Origin of the sequence: Chryseobacterium kimseyorum (assembly GCF_025971945.1) — a bacterium.
Lineage (GTDB): Bacteria > Bacteroidota > Bacteroidia > Flavobacteriales > Weeksellaceae > Chryseobacterium > Chryseobacterium kimseyorum.
The window spans coordinates 54,043-73,202 of the sequence record NZ_JAPDHW010000004.1; the positions used below are offsets into that span (position 1 = coordinate 54,043).

The following is a 19,160-nucleotide window of genomic DNA, read 5'->3' on the forward strand; positions in this document are numbered from 1 at the left end:
CTTTTTTATTTTAAAATAAATGATTTATGCTGAATTCCTACTCGCATTAATATTTCCAAAGAGCGATCTCGTCACCAGTTTTTCATACGCTGCTTTATCTCCTTCGCCTTTTTGAATTTTCATTAAAGCATACTGCTGAATGCTCAACAGTGGAAGAACAATCTTTTCACGAATCTTAACTGATTTTCTCGACAACGGATCTTCTTCCTGCAACATTTTAAATCCTGTCAGCTCAAGCATAATATCTTTTGAAAGATTATATTCGCTGAAAAGCACATTCCAGAATTCACCAAATTTTGGATTATCTTTAATATAGTAAGTCAACGGAAAATATGATTTGTTCATACTCATCATCGAGTTTAAAACTAAAGTTTTAAAGAAATCAGAACCTTTATATAATTCTCTTACTTCATCAAACCTTCCCTCTTCCTTCAACTGCTGCATTGCATAGCCGAAACCGAAGAATCCCGGAACATTCTGCTTCAGCTGTGACCATGATCCTACAAAAGGAATTGCTCTCAGATCCTCAAACTTTAATTCGTTGCCTCCTCCGCGTTTTGAAGGGCGGCTTCCAATATTGGTTTTCCCATAATACTCGAGTGTACTCATCTCCTGAAGATAAGGTACAAACATTGGATGGGCCTTTAGATCTGAGTATTTTTTATAACTGATATTCGCCAGCTCTATGATTAAAGCTCGTTCTTTTTCTGTTAAATCTTTTTTAGAATTCTTAAACACATCATTTTCAACTCCAGCAGTAAGAAGCTGTTCAAAATTGAATTTTGCCTGCTCTTTATTTCCGAAAATACTGGTAATCGTTTGGCCCTGAATAGTTAATTCTATTTTATTATTGGCAATGGTTTTACCTTGAGAAGCGTAGAAATCATGGGTTTTTCCACCACCTCTTGCCGGTGGACCACCTCTTCCGTCGAAAAAGACGACTTTAATTCCGTTTTCTTCGGAAAGCTTGGTAAGAACTTCTTTTGCTTTATATATTTCCCAATTGGCTTTCAGATAACCTCCGTCTTTTGTTCCGTCTGAAAAACCAAGCATGATCGTCTGCTGATTCCCTCTTCTTTCCAGATGTTTTTGGTAGATTGGGTTTTGGTATAATTCAGTCATTACATTTTCTGCATTATCAAGACCTTCCATGGTTTCAAAAAGTGGAACAATATCCATATTGATTTCTTCATCCTTATAGCCTGAAATTTTGAAAAACGCATAAACATTCATTACATCTTTCACAGCATCAGAGTTGGAAATAATATATCGGTTCATTCCACGGTTTCCATTGGCGAACTGAATCTCTTTGACCTGCGCGACATTGATTAAAGTATCTTTTACAATATCTTCAAACTGATCAGCGTCTATTTTTTCTGAAAGCTGTATCAACTGATTAAACTTCTGATCATTACTCACTTCAGTATTTTTACCAAATTTCACCGTGTATACATCATCGATGACCTGCTGATGAATTCTGCTGTCCTGTCTGATATCTAATGTTGCAAAGTGAGTCCCGAAGATCTTAACGCGGTCTTTAAAATTTTGAAGCAGATCTAAAAACAGCGAATTATGCTGCTCTACCAATATTTTTTCAGCTTCATCGAGCCTTTTGAGAATATCTTCAGCAGTGATTCTTTCATTTCTAAAAATAGCAGAATACAGTTCAGTACTTAACTGTGCAAAAACCTCAGAAACTCCTCTGAAGCTAAGTCTCCTTCTTACATCTTTTAAATTCCCGTAATACGATTTTAATATTGCAGAACGCAGTTCTTCAGAAACTCTTTTCGTAACATCTGCTGTCACAAAAGGATTTCCGTCTCTGTCACCTCCCGGCCAAAAACCGAGCTGAATTAAATCTTCATGCAAATGAAAATGACCGTTGCCGAAAGTTTTTTTGATTTTTGTAAACAGTTCACCAATCGTATCGTAATAAACATATCTTAAATAATGAATGATGCTTAGAGCTTCATCTATTGGAGTAGGTTTTTCTTTATTAACAAAAGGAGTTTTTCCCAGCTGCTGCAAAAGCATATCAATATTGGTAATTGAATCTTCGGTAATAGATTTTCTGAGATCATGCAGAATTCTCTGCACAGAACTCGGATAAAACTGAGTTGGGTGAGCTGTGAAAACAACTTTCACTGTAAAATCTCTCAACTTTTCACGTACTTTTTCAAGTTTATGATCCTGTTGTGAACGCTCAAAAAGATTGGTTACCGTTCCACTATCACTTTCGGAATGCAAATTAGGAAACGCTGCATCTTCAATACTGTCAAACAAAACTACCTGTCTCTCAATATACTGAATGATTTTAAAGAGTAGTTCGAGCTTCTGCTCTTCGGTCTGTAAATCTGTATGATTGGTGAAAAATTCTTCTACAATTTGTTCAGGAGTTTTTCCTGCCTGATAACCATCTTTGCTTTCTTCGTAAAGAAAAGGAAGAAGCATCCCGATATTGGTCATTTTGTCATAAGGCAGGCTCATAAATAATGAGTTGTAAATCTGAAATTTATTTTCTACAATCTGCCTGAATTTTTCTGCGCGCTGATCTTGTCTCATACAACAAATGTAATAGATTTTAAATTTAATTGCGAATGATTGACTTTAAAAATAATATGAATTTTAAAATATTAATAAAACTTTAACTACAATTTTAACTAAGCCTGTCCCCGATTTTGGAACTCATTAGAAATATTAGCCCTATATTTATATTCTAATTTGTTTACAATCATTTATTATGACTGAAAAACCATTATCACATCAGACAATCGACGAGCTTTATCAAAATGAAGACAAGGCACGAAAAAACTTCATCTATCAAATCGTCATCATTCTTTTTATCATAGGTATTTCAATTTTTGTAACTTCTGAAAAAGGGTTCGGATTTTACACATTCTTTCCTGTACTTTTCAGTTATTCTCTTCTATCATCTTACACAAGATTAAAAAATATAAGAGATGAAATAAAGTCAAGAATAATCCATTTAAAAGGATATTCCAAATAAATATTTTTCATCATTAAGGGAATTTAATAAATTCCCAAACATATTTTTTTGTATTTTTGCTTTTCCAGAAAACCAAAACAAAATACATATGTCCAAGAAAATACTTCTGCTATTTTCACTTACGTTTATTCTATTTTCCTGCAAAGAAGATTGCTACACTCATCCTGATTCTGTTGTTTTTGAATTTGTTAATTCTCACGGCGAAAATTTAATACAAAATGGCTCTCTTCCCACTTTCTCTATTCAGGAAGAAGCCGTCAATGGAGTTTCTGCAGGCGTACAACTTACAAAAACTGATGATCACAAGGTTAAGCTGGAACGTGTGGGCTCTTTCAACGGAACAAAAAATTACAGATTCTTTTCGGCAATAAGATTTTTCGATTTCTCTATCCGTTCATCTCCGGTTACTACAGAATGTGATGGCTTTCAAATTGATCATATTGAATTTGACAGCATTAGCTCAACTAAAGAAGACAAATTCTACAGAATTGTTCTGGAATAACAACATGATGAACATGAAAAAAAACACTTTAGCTGAACTGGATTCAGATGAATTGGCAGCAAAAAAGAAAACCCTAAAGGGAGCTATGATCAGCTTAGGAGCCGTTTTACTGATTTCCTTCATGCTTCTACTCTATCTAGACATCAAAGATCAAAATTATGTAGTGATTCCTGTGATATTTGCATGCTCACTAACCTTAACCCTCTGTTTACTAAGACGTAATCAAATCGACAGAGAAATAAAATCGAGAGAATCTGAATATGTAAAATAATGTACATTAAAGCTTCAATATGAAACAATGAAAATCTCATTTTATTGATTTAAATCATATAATGATGATAATTATTTAATATAAATCATTTATTAGTAGATAATTATAAATGCATTGCATAATTTTTAATCATTTGTAAGGGAATTTCACTTGACTGATACTATTATTTTTATTTATTTTTGCATCATAAACCACATGTATTAGAATGCAAAAAAAAATACTTTCAGATCAAACCCTCGAAGAATTGAAACGTACTGAAAAAAAGCACAAATCAATTATTAAATTCCACATTGTTTCTTTTATTATCCTTATTGGTATTGCGGTGTTCATGACTCTTGAAAATGATATCAGTATTTATACTGTTTTACCACTTTTTTTTACCCCAATCTATATCTATTCGCTTTTAAATTTAAAAAAGGTGAAAGATGAAATAAAGGTGAGAACTGCTCATATATTTCTTCAAAAGAGAATGCAGGATCTTAAATAGATCTACTTCGGTTTAATTTTTAAAAGTAGAAATGGCTTTATCAATTTGATGGAGATTTAATTTTATTTAAATCAATAAGAATTTCCATAGTTTAAATAAAATGCGGTCATCTAATTTTTAAAATCTAATTCAACGAAATTCCGTTCATCATTCCGTAAATTTGATCTAAAATAAATTTAGATCAATGCTTAATTTCGAATTAAAAAATCCGACAAAAATACTTTTTGGAAAGGGAGAAATTGCTAAAATTTCAAAAGAAGTTCCACAGGACGCTAAAGTTTTAATGATTTACGGTGGCGGAAGCATCAAGACCAACGGTGTTTACCACCAGGTAACCGATGCTCTAAAAAAACATGATGTAAAAGAGTTTGGAGGCGTTCCTGCAAATCCGGAGTACGAAGTCCTGGTAAATGCTTTACAGTTCATTAAAGACAACAACATTACCTACCTTCTTGCTGTGGGCGGTGGCTCTGTTATTGATGGTGTGAAATTTCTTTCTGCAGCTGCCAACTATGATGGCGAGCCTTGGGAAATTCTGAAAAGATCTGTCAGAACTATGGAAGGTGAAGGTATGCCTTTCGGTACCATCCTTACGCTACCGGCGACCGGTTCTGAAATGAATTCCGGATATGTTATTTCCAGAAGGAAAACGAAAGAAAAACTTTCTTCCGGAGGCCCGGGATTATTTCCTCAGTTCTCTGTTCTGGATCCTGAAGTTATACAGTCAATTCCAAAAAAGCAGATTGCCAACGGAATTGCTGATGCCTACACTCACGTTTTGGAACAATATATGACCACGCCTTCTTCAGCGGACCTTCAGGAAAGAATTGCAGAAAGTATTTTAATCAGTTTACAGGAAACTGCTCCCAAAGTGATGTCTGAAAATTTTGATTACAACGCCGCCGGAAACTTTATGTGGTGCTGTACTATGGCGCTGAACGGACTTATCCAAAAAGGTGTCATTACCGATTGGGCAGTTCACGCAATGGGACACGAACTGACTGCTTACTACGGCATCGACCACGCAAGAACCTTAGCTGTAATTGCTCCTTCTCATTACCGATATAATTTTGATACTAAAAAAGAAAAACTGGCTCAATACGCTGAAAGAGTCTGGAAAATCACAGAAGGGACATTAGAGGAAAAAGCAGAAGCTGCAATTAAAAAGATGGAAGAGTTTTTCCAAAGTCTGGACATTAAAACCAAACTGTCAGAGTATACAGAGGACTACCAAAATACAGCTGAGAGGGTTGAAAAGGCATTTACAGAAAGAAACTGGCTTGGTTTAGGCGAGCACAAAAAACTGACTCCTCAGGATGCCTACAAGATTGTAGAGATGAGCTATTAACAATAATGATGAGATTTCATCGAGAAAAATCCTGACTGCATACTACCCGTATGGAATTAAATTCAAACATGTTTTTGCTCTCTGCAGACTCTAACTTAACAAAAATTATATTTTTTACAATCATTAGTTTAAAAAACCTGAAATTCATTACAAATATTACAAATTTATTTATATTTTAGCACATTCTTAAATTTGTGAAAATGAAAAAATACCTACTTTTATTTGCCTTTTCGGCCTTAGCGCTTAGTTCATGCGAAGATGATGATGTTGAAAGCTTTGAACTTGACATGCTGAAAGGTGAATGGAAAGAAACTAAAGAAGAAGTAATTTCCGGAAAAGATAATAAAACGGTTATCAACAGTATAGTTCCAACAGGTTGCAGTGCAAAAAGTACTACAGAATTCAGAATAGATTACTATGCAGCATATACCGCAGTAACCGGAATCGGTGCAACGTGTACAAGTGCAAAAACTGAAGGAACCTACACGTACGACGCAGAAAAGAAAATTTTAGTGATAAAATATAACAATGACAATGAGAGACCTTACAGAGTCGATATTCTCAGCAGCAGCGAACTACGTTTGGTGGAACTGTTTGACAGTATAGATTACGATGGAGATCAGGTTCCGGATCAAGTCTATAGAAGTTATAAAAGATAAAAACCATCTAACTCCCGAAAATTTCGGGAGTTTTTTATTACCTTTATTTCAAACAAAATTTAGAAACAATGAAGAAGATTCTCGCAGCATTTCTATTGCTGACCTTTACTTTTATTTTTTCTCAGGAAAAAAAGCCCATGTTCTGGCAGGACATTCAGAATTTCAAAACGTTAGATCAGGAGACACCGCCACCTTCAAATTCAATTTTATTGGTAGGCAGTTCATCTTTTACAAAATGGCAGGATGTTTCAAACTATTTTCCAGGCAAAACAATTATTAACAGAGGTTTTGGAGGATCGAGGCTTACCGATTTAAATTTTTATTCCGAAGACCTTCTAAGTCCTTACCAACCCAAACAGATCATCGTTTACTGTGGCGAAAATGATTTTGCTGATGATGCAGAATTGAAATCTGATGTGGTTGTTGATCGATTTAAAACATTCTACACAAAAATTCGGGCAAAGTTTCCTAATATTCAGGTAGACTTTATTTCCATAAAATATTCGCCAAGCAGAGAAAAACTTTGGCCTCAAATGAAACAGGCCAATAAGAAAATTGCAAAATTCATGAAGAAAGAAAAAAATGCAGATTTCATCGACATTACAAAGATTATGAATGATGCAAACGGAAATGTGAGGGAAGATCTGTTTGTAGAAGACATGCTTCATATGACTCCGGAAGGCTATCAGCTTTGGACGAAAGTGATGAATCCTTATATGAAATAGACATGCGGTCATCAAGAGAAACTCCCATTTTCAAAAAAGCGGAAGAAATTTTTCACGCTTTAAAAACTATTACAGAACTTTTTCCCGAAGATAATGATTATCTGCAGCAACTGAAGTCTACTCTCTTAGAAGACAGTATGGTGATGATGGCAAAGATTTCCGGTGCCGAAGCTGTAAAGCTGTATGATATTAAAATGGAAAATGCTGCCATTATCAGAAAAGCAGCTAGAGACATTTTAGTTAGTGGAAATACATTAGAAATGTTTGATTTTGAAGATGCAAAATATTACGGAGTCATCAGAAATTTAATAGAGGAATTCAAAATCATTTTTGCAGAATGGGTTGAAAGTTTTAATCCAAAACATTTTATTGTAGATGATTGGGGACTTTTTAATCCGCCGGGAATTTCACGCGATTATGTACAGCGTGATGATGAACTGAATTTTCTATACGATGATGACGACGAATAAACTGATAATGATGTATATAAGTAAAAAACGATTCCAAATTTGGAATCGTTTTTTTATTATTTCTTTCTCTTAGATTTCGAGATTGCTTTCTGCTGTGCTCTGTTGGCCCCAAATTTCTTGGGTTCTTTCCTTTTTGACGGTCCGCCCCAGTTTTCTTTTTTGTTTTTGTCCTTCTTCTCATGGAAAGCACCACCACCTTCGTAAAGTTTGCCCTGTGCCGGATTTTTCATTAAGATAACATCTTCTTCAGATACAATCTTTTTTGGATTGATTTTCACTTCAGCTGGGAAGTCGATATATTTTAATTCTTTATCCATCAGCAATTCGATGTCGAGAACCAGAGTTTCTTCTTTTTTCGCAACAAAAGTAATGGCTTTACCGTCCTTGTCTGCTCTACCCGTTCTACCGATTCTGTGAATATACTGTTCCGGAACTTCAGGAGTTTCAAAATTGATTACATGAGTAATATTTGAAATATCGAGACCTCTCGCCATAACGTCTGTGGTGATCAAACCTCTGATTTCTTCTTTTTCAAAGCTTTTCATCGCTTTCAATCTATAGTTCTGAGATTTGTTAGAGTGAATTACATCAAATTCTTCAGGGAAAAGCTCATTGATCTTCGTGAATAATAAGTCTGAGTGCTTTTTGTTATTGGCAAAAATCAATACTTTAGACATATCTTCGTTATTCTTCAACAAATATTCAAGCAAATTGATTTTTGTATTAAAGTTTTCAACTTTGTAAGCAGTCTGCTCAATTTTTTCGAGTGGAGTTCCCGATTTTGCCAATGAAATTTCGATAGGACCTGCGAAATACTGATCCAGCATTTCATCAACAGCTTCCGTCATGGTTGCTGAGAAAAGAATATTCTGTCTTTTTTCACGCATCATTTCGAAAATGTGCGTCAACTGTGGTCTGAAACCTAAATTCAGCATCTCATCAAACTCATCAATAATCAGTTTCTGAACTTCCCTTAATGAAATAGCATTATCAATCGCCAAATCCATAATACGCCCAGGAGTTCCGACTAAAATATCGCAACCGTCATTGAATAAAAGCTTTTGCGTATTGATATTTTTTCCACCGTAAATTCCGATTACTCTTGCAGTAATATTTTCTGTCAGTTTTTCTACGATTTCTGTTACCTGAACGACCAATTCTCTTGTAGGAACCAAAACAACAACAGTTGGGTTTCCTGTTTTATTGTATTTCCAGGTCTTTAAAACCGGTAGAAGATACGCCAAAGTTTTCCCCGTTCCCGTCTGCGCAATTCCCATGACATCTCTTCCCGAAAGGATCGGTCCGATACTCTTCTCCTGAATTGGAGTAGGCTCAAATAAATTTAAATCAGCTAAAACATCAAGAACTTTAACCGGAAGATCAAAGTCTGCAAAAGTGAGTTTTTCCATTTTGCAAAGATAGGTAATTTTTATGATGGGTGTTGGATGTTTGAAGGTGGATGTTTAATGTCACATCGGGATACAGATTTCAATCAATCATCTGCGAAAATTAGAGGGCGAATAAAAATTATTTTCTCGTAATTCTCAGCAAAAGAATAATCACCAGTAAAACAGAAAAGCAAAATCCTAAAACCGCTATTAAAGACATTTCTCCGATTCTCGGTCCAGATTCTGAAACGAAAACAATGGCCGTCGCAATGATATTTGCTCCCAAAACCATCGCTAAAATTAAATTAATAATGCTAGATTTTATCAGCTGGTTCGTTTTCTCTATATTTTTAATCTCACTTGAAATCGTAAATTTATTATCATCCAGTTTCTGTAAAACAGAACGCAGTTCTTTGGGAATTTCATCTACATTATCTGTGAAATTCATCATTTTATCCATTCCGGATTTGAACAGTTTTTTCGGACTTATTTTTCTGGTCAGGATTTTTTTGGTGTACGGATGAAGACTTTTTACAACATCCAGGTCAGGATTAATGGTTCTTCCAACTCCCTCTATCAAACCAATACCTTTAAATAAAAGATAAAAATAATCCGGCATATAAAGCCGATTATATTTCAACACGTCTTTCATTTTATTGATGATAATGTGTGGATCAATATCTTTCAGAGAAGTACTGTGAACAAAATTCAAAACTTCATCTACATCATTTTCAAACTTTCTTTCATCCGGAATTTCATAGCTGACCGCCATTTTCTTAAGATAACGAACGATTTTGCTGGAATTTTTAGCCACGAAAGCGACAATCAGACTTTCAAGAATTTCTTTATCATTCGGCTGAATTTTTCCAACAGCTCCAAAGTCAATAAAAACTACTCTTCCATCTCTTTTCACTAAAATATTTCCTGCGTGCGGATCAGCATGAAAGAAACCATAATCTAAAATCTGCGATACAAAAAGTCTCAGACCGACTTCTGAAACTACTACCGGATCAATTTGATGTCTTAATAATTCCTGCTTATCGGTGACCTTAATTCCATCAATAAATTCCATACAGAGGACGTTATTGTTTGAGAATTCGTCATAGACAATGGGAACGTAGGTTTCTTTGTTGTTTTTAAAATTTAAAGCGAATTGCTTGATATTATTCCGTTCGTTAACCAATGAAACTTCCTCTAACAGAGACTTTTCAAAAGTTGCGATTGCCTGTTTTAAATTGAGTTTTGAACCAATTTCTGAATAGGTTGAAATAAGCTTTACCAAATCTTTGATAAGCAATAAATCATCCTCAATCACACTGAGAACATCAAGTTTTTTGATTTTTAAAATCACTTCTTCCCCCGAAATTAAAGTTGCTTTGTACACCTGAGCAATTGATGCCGTAGCCAATGGTTTAGCAATAAGTTCTGCAAAATGTTCTTTTGCAACGATATTAAATTCATTTTCAAGAATATCTTCCACATTCATTTCAACCACTTCTACCCGATCCTGAAGTTTCTGCAGTTCCTGAATCAATTCGGGTGGCAGCAAATCTTCACGGTTGCTAAATGTCTGACCGAGCTTTACAAACGTTGGGCCCAACTCTTCTAAAACCAAGCGTATTCTTTCGTAAACGGTTCCTTTAGAAATAATTTCGTCAGATACCGTAGAACTTTCTTCCGGTTTTTTACCCATTCTGGCGATCATGTCTTTGAAGCCGTATTTGCTTAAAACAGAAATCAGTTTTGCGGATCTTTTAAGTTTTCGCTGTTGCTTGTCGAACATAATTTTGGGGATGAATTGAATTGCAAAGTACGTTCAAAAATTATTCCTTATGAAAAGTAGTCTGAAATTATTAAGATATTTTTAAATGACTTTAAGTGCTGTCAAAACGAAAATCAAAGCATTAATCCCCAAAATCACCCAAAAGAAAAGCCGGCTCGGTTCGGAAATACTTTTCAGCTGATCGATGATTTTTATTTTAATAATTTCAGAAAAGCTTACATTTTCATCTTTAAAATCAATTTCATTCAGGTCTACTTTTTTAAAACCAAAAGTGATGATTTTCTTCAGCCATTTATTTTGTTTTGAATCTCTAATTTCCTGTAAAATTCTCAGTTGAAGCTTAGTTTTGTCGACTCCCTGTCTGAATAATTCCGGCTGGTGTTCTTTCACCTTTGAAAGAATTTTATCTAAAATCGGGAACAGTAATTTTTCACCCTTGTCAGCAATCAGTCGGTTAATGGTTTTAAACATAACGTATTTATTCCCCATTGAGAATAATAAAAACGGACTGGCCAAAATGCTTATCACCGTCAAACCAAACGCAATGGGCCGCTGCATAAAAAGTACTGCAACTGCCGCTTCACCACTTGTGTGAACTGGTCCGCCACCACTTGGATAGGTTTGCATGATGATCAACATCAGTGTCGCTACGCAAAGAATTGCAATGGCAAATTGACCAATTAAATTTATTTTTAAAAAGCTGGATGTCGCCCTTCCGAAAAGCCTAGCAAAATATTTTACATCTTCGTTAATGAAACTTTTCTGTTTGTCTTTAATCATCATGTGTGTGAGTTTTATTATTTAAAAATACAAAGAATTGCACACAAGGACACAATTTTTAGCAGAATTTATTCATTAAAGACGTATTCATCATAATGTCCTAAAAATTTCACATTTGACCCTAAAGAAATAATCTCGTCAATGGCATTTTGAGACAGAACATTGTGCCACTCGCTGGCTACATTAATGAAGAAAAAGTAATTTCCCAAGCCCGTTTTCAGGGTTCGGCTTTCAATTTTAGAGAGATTCATTTTTCGCCATGCAAATACTGACAGTACCTGATGAAGACCTCCGGCGTGATCTTCGGGAAGGGTAATGATTAGAGATGTTTTCTCAGATGTCTTCGGGAGATTAAGTCTTAAGCTTTTTTTCTTTTTTGAAATGACAATAAACTTCGTATGATTCTGTTCAAAGTCCTGAATATTCTCATGAATAATTTTTAAACCATACAATTTTGCAGAATACCGGTTAGCGACCGCAGCCCATTTTTCGTTTGGATTGTCTGAAACTAGCTTTGCCGCAGCAGCAGTTGAACTGTAATCCTGCGATGAAATATCTTTAAAATGATCATATCTAAAATGAAAAGTCTGTGCTAAAGCCTGAGGATGTGAAATGACTCTTTCGAAAGTTTCGTTGTCGGGGTGAATCATCAGATGATGTGCAATCGGCATTACGAGTTCAGTTTCTATAAACACATCAAAATCGTAGAGGTAATCGAGCGTCATAGAAACCGTACCTTCGATAGAATTTTCTAAAGGAACGACAGCTTTATCAACCTCATTATTTTTTACGGCATTGAAACAGTCTAAAATGCTCGACTGCGGAACTAATTCTTCATCTGCAAAAATCTGTGTGGCTGCCAACTGCGTAAAACTGGCGTGCGGGCCAAGGAATGCTATCTTCATTGAACAAATGTAGAAAATTAATCACAAAAGTTCTTCCATTGAAACTGTATGAAGGTAATGAATGTGTTTTTAAAATTTAAAATTACTTAATTGATCAAAATCTGAGCGGTCAAAGATGTTGCTGATGATTCCATCTTCCAAAATTGCAATTTTGTCGCAGGTATGAAACAAAGTTTCGATAATGTGTGAACTGATCACTACAATTTTGTTTTTATCTTTCAGCTCACGGATGATTTCGTATAAAATATGAACGCCTTCAAAGTCTACCCCGTTAAAAGGTTCGTCGAGAATGTTGATCGGTTTATCCAGCATCAGCATTCCCATCAGTGCAATTTTCTTTTTCATGCCGCTGGAATAATCCTGAACAAATTTATTGAGCGGCAACCTAAACTTTTCGGTAAGCTCATTCAAAGAATTTTCTTTGTGTTGCGAAAAATATTCTAAATACTCTTTTCCTGTGATATAAGGATAAAAATAGTTTTCAGTTTCTAAATAAGAAATGCTCTTCCTTTGGAGTTTTTCTTTATGCCAAAGAATTTCTCCACTATATTTCTGATTCTGAAATAAGGATTCAAATAAGGTTGTCTTCCCCGCTCCGTTTTTGCCCAGGAGACCGATGACGGAACCTTCTTCAATCGTCAGATTCACACTTCGCAGTACAGTTTTATCTTTAAAACTGACTGACAAGTCTCTAATTTCCAACATAAATTCTGATGTTTTGTTTTGCCTCTCTGATATTTTGTTTGATCATAAAAATTGCAGGAATAACCAGTATGCTACAGAAAAATATTCTAAAAAGACGATCATTCCGTAGTAGTTTCCTCTTTCTTTAAAGCTGTAAATCTTATACTTTCTGGTGAGAATCAAAAGGAAATACAGATTCATAAATATTATGTAATAGAGAAGATAAAAGCTTTCAGTATAGTTAAAGATCAGGAAACCAGTATAAGTGGGCAACAAAAGCAGGTTGAAGAACGCTACATTCTTTTTGAGCTTAAATGTAAAATCATACTTTCTAAAATACATTTCCAGCATTTCTTTGCTTTCGTTGGGCTCAAAAATAGCACCTATGAAATCAAACGTAAAAATTCCACATAAAATTAAACTAGCAGGATTATAAGATGAAATTACAAGAATTAAATATCCTAAGATCACTAAAATAGTATTTTTTCTCAGATAGCTTTTCCATTCAAAAAGATACGTTGGAATGAAATTCCATTGAAGCACGAAGTGTATTTGTTTTTTTGGATAGAAAAAAGCAAAGGAAATTAACGCAGCAAAAAACAGAACTGCAAACTGATCAATTTTGTAATTGATATTTGCCATCACAAATATGCTGTAGATTATTGCAGACTCAAGGAAAATAATCAACCTCCAATTGCTAATAAAAATTTTCTGAAGAAATAAAATATCTTTTCTGTTGATGTGAAAAATAAATATTAAAAGAAAAAACACTGCAGGATACATAATGGGTTGAGGGAATTCTACCACCATCAAGCACCCGAAAATTAAAAATGCAGGAAGGCTTATTTTTGGATTTAAATTGAACAACCGCAAACTTTGATTGAATCGGAATTTAAAATGGGTATAAAACTTTCTCAACGCCAGTTATTAAAAAGGATTTTGTGCTCTTCATCTTTCTGAGTTTTCAAATATATGAAAAATCTTAGATGAAAAAAGTTTTATAATCCCGGAATGGTGATTTTATTGATCACTGGTAAAAATTAGATAAAAATTACGCAGTTTTATATTTAAGAATTTCTATTTTTGTGCAAAACTAAAAGATGAAATATTTGAGATTGACTCATATTATCACAATACTTATTATTTTTATTTTAAGATTATTTTTTCCTGATACAACGACTAATCTCACACATAATATCAATCTGTTTTCTCACTCACCTTTTACCAACAATCAAGTAAGAAGTTTAATCTTCAGCGTATTTGGACCATTACTTTTTCTAAATTACTTATTAACAGGTGAAAATAAAATTTTTAAACTTTTATATTGTATTTTAATTCTGTTGAACATCTCAGTAATTATTCTTTTCATTCATAAATTTTAGGCGACAAAAAAACCAGCCTCGAAAAGCTGGTTGTTATTTAATTTAAATCAAGATTACTCCCACTCAATTGTTGCAGGTGGTTTGCTTGAAATATCGTACGCTACTCTGTTGATTCCTCTTACTTCATTGATAATTCTGCTTGAAACAGTATCCAAAAACTCATAAGGAAGTCTGCTCCACGTTGCGGTCATAAAGTCGATGGTGTTGGCTGAACGAACCACTGCGGTATATTCATACGTTCTCTCGTCACCCATTACTCCGACAGACTTGACTGGAAGAAGAACTACGAATGCCTGAGAAACTTTCTCATATAAATCGTTTTTGTATAATTCTTCTATGAAAATATCATCTGCTTCCTGAAGGATTTTCACTTTTTCAGCATCTACAGCACCCAGAATTCTGATTCCCAATCCTGGACCAGGGAAAGGATGTCTGTGTACCAAATGATGAGGGATTCCCAATTCTTCTCCGACTTTTCTTACTTCGTCTTTGAACAGTTCTCTTAATGGCTCAAGCAATTCGAACTCCATTTCTTCGGGAAGGCCTCCCACGTTGTGGTGAGATTTGATTACTGCCGAAGGGCCGTTTACTGACTGACTTTCGATCACGTCAGGATAAATGGTTCCCTGCGCTAAGAATTTTGCACCTTCAATTTTATGGGATTCTTCGTCGAAAACATGGATAAATTCGTTTCCGATGATCTTTCTTTTGGTTTCCGGGTCGTCAACGCCTGCTAATTTTGAAAGGAATCTTTCTTTAGCGTCAACCAGTTTGATGTTCATGTGGAAATGTTCACCGTAATTCTGCATTACCTTTACGTCTTCATCTTTTCTCAACAAACCTGTGTCTACAAAAATACAGGTTAGCTGATCGCCGATTGCTTTGTGAATTAATACAGCTGCAACAGATGAATCTACACCTCCTGAAAGACCTAAGATTACCTTATTGTCTCCTACTCTTTCTTTGATTTCTTCAACTGTTTTGTCGATATAATTGGTCAGTTTCCAGTTTTTTTCTGAATCACAGATGGCAAAAACAAAGTTCTCCAACATCTTTCCACCTTCTTCTGTGTGAGAAACTTCCGGGTGAAACTGTACGCAGTAGATTTTTTTGTCTTCATTCGATATTGAAGCGATTACCCCTGATTTTGCATTTAATTCAAAACCAGCAGGCAACTGTCCAACTTCGTCAAAATGACTCATCCAAACGATGGAATTGTCGGTTACACCTTTTAATAAAGAAGACTCTTTAACTATTTCTAAATGTGCTTTTCCGTACTCGCCTTTTACACCTTTGTGTACTTTTCCGCCTAAAAGGTGTGCGGTCAACTGCATTCCGTAGCAGATTCCCAAAACGGGAACTCCCTGTTCGTACAATTCTTTTTCAACCAAATGTGCGTTTTCTGCGTTTACAGAACTTGGGCCACCTGAAAGGATGATTCCTTTTGGCTGTTTTTCTAAAATTGTTGCTAAAGGTGTATTGAATGGTAAAATTTCGGAGTACACGCCCATCTCACGGATTCTTCTTCCGATAAGCTGGTTGTACTGAGATCCGAAATCTAATATGATAATACCGTTGTTCATTTTATAATTGCTGATTGATAATTTATAAATGATAAAACAAATATATTGATTTACCTAATTTTTTAAAAGGACAAAAAACCTAGCCCTGATGGTAGCGGCATCCTTTTTTGTTATTGCGATTGTAAAGTAGTTTAACAGATTACTTTGCGTAGTTCGCAATGACAAAAAAGATATAGTGGACAGCAGGTTCCCGGCTTCTAATAAAAAAAGCCCCGAAAATTCAGGGCATTATTTTAAAATTTACCGATGTCTTCTCTGTAGAAACTGTAATCGAAGTGAACGTGAAGTGCGTCTTCATAAACTTTCTTTCTGGCTTCGTCGTAAGTAGCTCCTGTAGCAACTACATTCATTACTCTACCTCCATTAGAAACTATTTTATCACCTTTTTTAACAGCTCCTGCACACAATACCTGGCTGTGTTTTGCTTTTTCTATTCCTGTAATTTCAAAACCGGTTTCGATGTTTCCTGGGTAACCACCTGAACACATTACCAGACATACAGCTTTTTCGTCTTTGAATTTAAGATCAAGCTCTTTACCATTCATACAGTCGTTGATTACGTCTAACAGATTATTTTCCATTAAGGCCATCAGAACCTGAGTTTCAGGATCTCCGAATCTCATGTTGTATTCTAAAAGATACGTTCCGTTTTTAGTTACCATCAATCCGAAGAAAATGATTCCTTTGAAACTGAAACCCTCCGCTTTAAGACCTGTCAACGTTGGCTCTAAGATATTTTTTTCAAAATCTGCAGTATGCTCTGCTGTAAATTCCGGACTAGGCGCTACAGAACCCATTCCACCAGTGTTTGGACCTTTATCACCGTTTCCGGCTTTTTTATAATCTTTTGCAGCGATACACGGGAATATTTTTTCACCATTTGAGAATGCAATAATTGAAGCCTCAAAACCTTGTAAATATTCTTCGATAACCAAACGGATACCCGCATCACCGTAAATTCTTCTGATCATAAAGTCGTGAATGGTCGCTTCAGCTTCTTCAAGCGTATCGCAAATCACAACACCTTTTCCACCAGCTAATCCACTTGCTTTGATAACCAAAGGATATTCCTGAGTCTGTACGTATTCTTTAGCTTCATTATATGAATCAAAAACCACAGCTTTTGCTGTTTTGATATCATAGGTCTGCATAAACTTCTTAGAGAAAGCCTTACTCCCTTCAAGACTTGCCACCTTCTGGTTTGGACCGAAAACTTTAAGATCATGTTTCTTAAACTCGTCTTTTAAACCAGCAACCAAAGGAGCTTCAGGACCTACAATCGTCAAATCTACTTTTTCTTTAATCGCAAAATCTCTCAATTCTTTGATATCTGACATATGAACATTCTGCCCGATTGCATCTGTTGATGCGTTACCGTTAGCAAAAAACATTTTAGTAACTCTGTTGTCCTTTTGAAGTTTCGCTGCCAGTGCAGACTCTCTTCCACCTTCACCTATGATTAATATTCTCATACTTTATTATTTCTAGTCTAGTTTACAAATATATAATTTTGAATGCTATAAATACAATTAGAAAATGTAATTTTCTGCTGTACGCTTTTGGCTTGCGACCTCCGGCAATTGTATTTATGCTAAAAAATTTAATGAAAGAAATGCCTTACGCCTGTGAACATCATTGGGATTTTGTGCTCGTTGGCAGCGTCGATACTTTCCTGATCTTTTACGCTACCTCCAGGTTGGATAATGGCTGTAATACCTTCCTGAGCGCAGAAATCTACTACATCACGGAAAGGGAAAAATGCGTCAGAAGCCAAAACCAAATCTCCAGTGAATTTTTCTTTTGCTCTTTCAATAGCCTGTTGCGTTGCCCAGATTCTGTTCACCTGTCCGCCTCCGATTCCGAAAGCCTGGATTCCGTTTGAAACAACGATGGCGTTTGATTTTACGTATTTTACCACTCTCTGAGAGAATAATAAAGCTTTTTTCTGCTCTTCGGTTGGTTGAGTTTCAGTAACCACTTTAATATCATCTGAAAAAATACTGTCGTTATCCTGCACTAAAATTCCACCGTCCACTTTTACCCAGGTCTGTTTGTCTGAAACCGGGTTAACGATTTTTATAATTCTTAAATTTTTCTTTTTTCTTAAAATTTCCAGAGCATACTCGTCAAAATCAGGAGCCATTACGATTTCAAGGAATGTTTTGTTTAATTCTTCAGCTGTTGCAGCATCAATTTTAAAGTTGGCAGCAACGATTCCACCGAAGATTGAAACAGGATCACATTCGAAAGTCTTTTTGTATGTTTCTAAAGCTGAAGTTCCGATCGCCACTCCACAAGGTGTAGAATGTTTTACAGCACAACATGCCATTTCTTCTTTAAATTCTGTTACCACTTTCCAGCAAAGATCCATATCACGAAGGTTGTTGAATGACAATTCTTTACCTCCCAACTGTTCGAAATCTTTCATCGCACCGTTTTCAAATGTCGAAACGTAGTACGCTGCAGTCTGGTGTGGGTTCTCTCCGTATCTTAAGTCTGAAACTTTCTTGTATGAAGCGCTTAAATAAGTCGGGTAATCTTCTTCTAAAAGCATTCTTGAGATGGCCGCATCGTAAGCTGAAGTCAGGTTAAATACTTTTCCGGCTAATTTTTTACGGGTTTCGATGAAAGTGTCACCGTTTTGTTCCATTTCGATTTTTACTTTTTCGTAATCTTCAACGTCAGTAATAACCGTTACAGAATCGAAATTTTTTGCAGCAGAACGAAGCATTGAAGGACCTCCGATGTCGATAAATTCTACTTTTTCGTGTAATGAAATGTCTTTGTTTACATTTTCAAAAAACGGATACAAATTCACAATCACCATGTCGATCAAACCGATATTGTGCTCCTGAACGGTTTTCATGTGCTCTTCGTTTGAACGGACAGCCAATAAACCACCGTGAACTTTAGGGTGTAAAGTTTTCACTCTTCCGTCTAACATTTCAGGAAAATCGGTTACCTCATCGATTTGAATCGGATTTAAACCAGCGTCTTTCAAATGTTTGAATGTACCTCCGGTAGAGATCAATTCATAATTTTGAGATTCTAAAAACTGTGCGAATTCAGTTAATCCGCTTTTGTCAGAAACACTGATCAAAACTCTCTTGCTCATAGATTTTTCATTTTTTTCGAAGTCGAAACCGCAGTTTCAATTGCGGTTTTTCCTTCATTTTACTTTTTCAC

18 protein-coding genes are annotated in these 19,160 nt (G+C 35.3%); 8 read left to right on the forward strand and 10 right to left on the reverse strand.

What is annotated here, in order from left to right:
* Positions 1 to 24 precede the first annotated feature (24 nt).
* On the reverse strand, positions 25 to 2,562 hold the full coding sequence (locus OMO38_RS06890; RefSeq protein WP_264749471.1) for a phosphoenolpyruvate carboxylase: 2,538 nt from the start codon (positions 2,560 to 2,562) through the stop codon (positions 25 to 27).
* Between the two features lie 178 nt (positions 2,563 to 2,740).
* Here OMO38_RS06890 and OMO38_RS06895 point away from each other — a divergent pair, with 178 nt between their 5' ends.
* From OMO38_RS06895 to OMO38_RS06930, 8 genes are all read left to right on the forward strand, one after another.
* A complete protein-coding gene (locus tag OMO38_RS06895) occupies positions 2,741 to 3,007 on the forward strand; it encodes a hypothetical protein (protein ID WP_264749472.1) in 267 nt (88 codons plus the stop codon).
* 88 nt (positions 3,008 to 3,095) lie between these two features.
* Positions 3,096 to 3,509, forward strand: coding sequence for a hypothetical protein (locus OMO38_RS06900; protein ID WP_264749473.1), 414 nt, complete (start codon positions 3,096 to 3,098; stop codon positions 3,507 to 3,509).
* 13 nt (positions 3,510 to 3,522) lie between these two features.
* The gene (locus OMO38_RS06905) at positions 3,523 to 3,780 is read left to right on the forward strand and encodes a hypothetical protein (RefSeq protein ID WP_264749474.1); all 258 of its coding nucleotides are present in this window, start codon (positions 3,523 to 3,525) and stop codon (positions 3,778 to 3,780) included.
* A 205-nt stretch (positions 3,781 to 3,985) separates the two neighbouring features.
* Positions 3,986 to 4,267 (forward strand): hypothetical protein, encoded by a 282-nt coding sequence (locus OMO38_RS06910; protein WP_264749475.1) that lies wholly within the window; start codon positions 3,986 to 3,988, stop codon positions 4,265 to 4,267.
* A 184-nt stretch (positions 4,268 to 4,451) separates the two neighbouring features.
* Positions 4,452 to 5,615, forward strand: a complete 1,164-nt coding sequence (locus tag OMO38_RS06915; protein WP_264749476.1) for an iron-containing alcohol dehydrogenase — start codon at positions 4,452 to 4,454, stop codon at positions 5,613 to 5,615.
* A gap of 200 nt (positions 5,616 to 5,815) precedes the next feature.
* Positions 5,816 to 6,274 carry a lipocalin-like domain-containing protein gene (locus OMO38_RS06920; RefSeq protein ID WP_264749477.1) on the forward strand — a complete coding sequence of 153 codons (459 nt, stop codon included), beginning with the start codon at positions 5,816 to 5,818 and terminating at the stop codon, positions 6,272 to 6,274.
* A 68-nt stretch (positions 6,275 to 6,342) separates the two neighbouring features.
* Positions 6,343 to 6,999, forward strand: a complete 657-nt coding sequence (locus tag OMO38_RS06925; RefSeq protein ID WP_264749478.1) for a GDSL-type esterase/lipase family protein — start codon at positions 6,343 to 6,345, stop codon at positions 6,997 to 6,999.
* A 2-nt stretch (positions 7,000 to 7,001) separates the two neighbouring features.
* Positions 7,002 to 7,469, forward strand: coding sequence for a hypothetical protein (locus tag OMO38_RS06930; RefSeq protein ID WP_264749479.1), 468 nt, complete (start codon positions 7,002 to 7,004; stop codon positions 7,467 to 7,469).
* Between the two features lie 56 nt (positions 7,470 to 7,525).
* Here the strand turns inward: OMO38_RS06930 and OMO38_RS06935 are convergent, their stop codons facing one another.
* The 9 genes from OMO38_RS06935 to purH form a co-directional block, all read right to left on the reverse strand.
* Positions 7,526 to 8,878 (reverse strand): DEAD/DEAH box helicase, encoded by a 1,353-nt coding sequence (locus OMO38_RS06935; protein WP_264749480.1) that lies wholly within the window; start codon positions 8,876 to 8,878, stop codon positions 7,526 to 7,528.
* A 118-nt stretch (positions 8,879 to 8,996) separates the two neighbouring features.
* Positions 8,997 to 10,640, reverse strand: a complete 1,644-nt coding sequence (locus tag OMO38_RS06940) for an ABC1 kinase family protein (protein ID WP_264749481.1) — start codon at positions 10,638 to 10,640, stop codon at positions 8,997 to 8,999.
* 81 nt (positions 10,641 to 10,721) lie between these two features.
* A complete protein-coding gene (locus OMO38_RS06945; protein WP_264749482.1) occupies positions 10,722 to 11,423 on the reverse strand; it encodes a hypothetical protein in 702 nt (233 codons plus the stop codon).
* A gap of 65 nt (positions 11,424 to 11,488) precedes the next feature.
* Entirely contained in the window at positions 11,489 to 12,325 is an 837-nt protein-coding gene (gene pheA, locus OMO38_RS06950) for a prephenate dehydratase (RefSeq protein WP_264749483.1), read from the reverse strand.
* Positions 12,326 to 12,394: 69 nt separating this feature from the next.
* The gene (locus OMO38_RS06955) at positions 12,395 to 13,030 is read right to left on the reverse strand and encodes an ABC transporter ATP-binding protein (protein ID WP_264749484.1); all 636 of its coding nucleotides are present in this window, start codon (positions 13,028 to 13,030) and stop codon (positions 12,395 to 12,397) included.
* A 42-nt stretch (positions 13,031 to 13,072) separates the two neighbouring features.
* Entirely contained in the window at positions 13,073 to 13,876 is an 804-nt protein-coding gene (locus OMO38_RS06960) for a hypothetical protein (protein ID WP_264749485.1), read from the reverse strand.
* A 568-nt stretch (positions 13,877 to 14,444) separates the two neighbouring features.
* Positions 14,445 to 15,974, reverse strand: a complete 1,530-nt coding sequence (gene guaA / locus OMO38_RS06965) for a glutamine-hydrolyzing GMP synthase (protein WP_264749486.1) — start codon at positions 15,972 to 15,974, stop codon at positions 14,445 to 14,447.
* A gap of 233 nt (positions 15,975 to 16,207) precedes the next feature.
* Positions 16,208 to 17,446 (reverse strand): phosphoribosylamine--glycine ligase, encoded by a 1,239-nt coding sequence (gene purD / locus OMO38_RS06970; RefSeq protein ID WP_264749487.1) that lies wholly within the window; start codon positions 17,444 to 17,446, stop codon positions 16,208 to 16,210.
* 128 nt (positions 17,447 to 17,574) lie between these two features.
* Positions 17,575 to 19,089, reverse strand: coding sequence for a bifunctional phosphoribosylaminoimidazolecarboxamide formyltransferase/IMP cyclohydrolase (gene purH / locus OMO38_RS06975; RefSeq protein ID WP_264749488.1), 1,515 nt, complete (start codon positions 19,087 to 19,089; stop codon positions 17,575 to 17,577).
* Between the last annotated feature and the right edge of the window lie 71 nt (positions 19,090 to 19,160).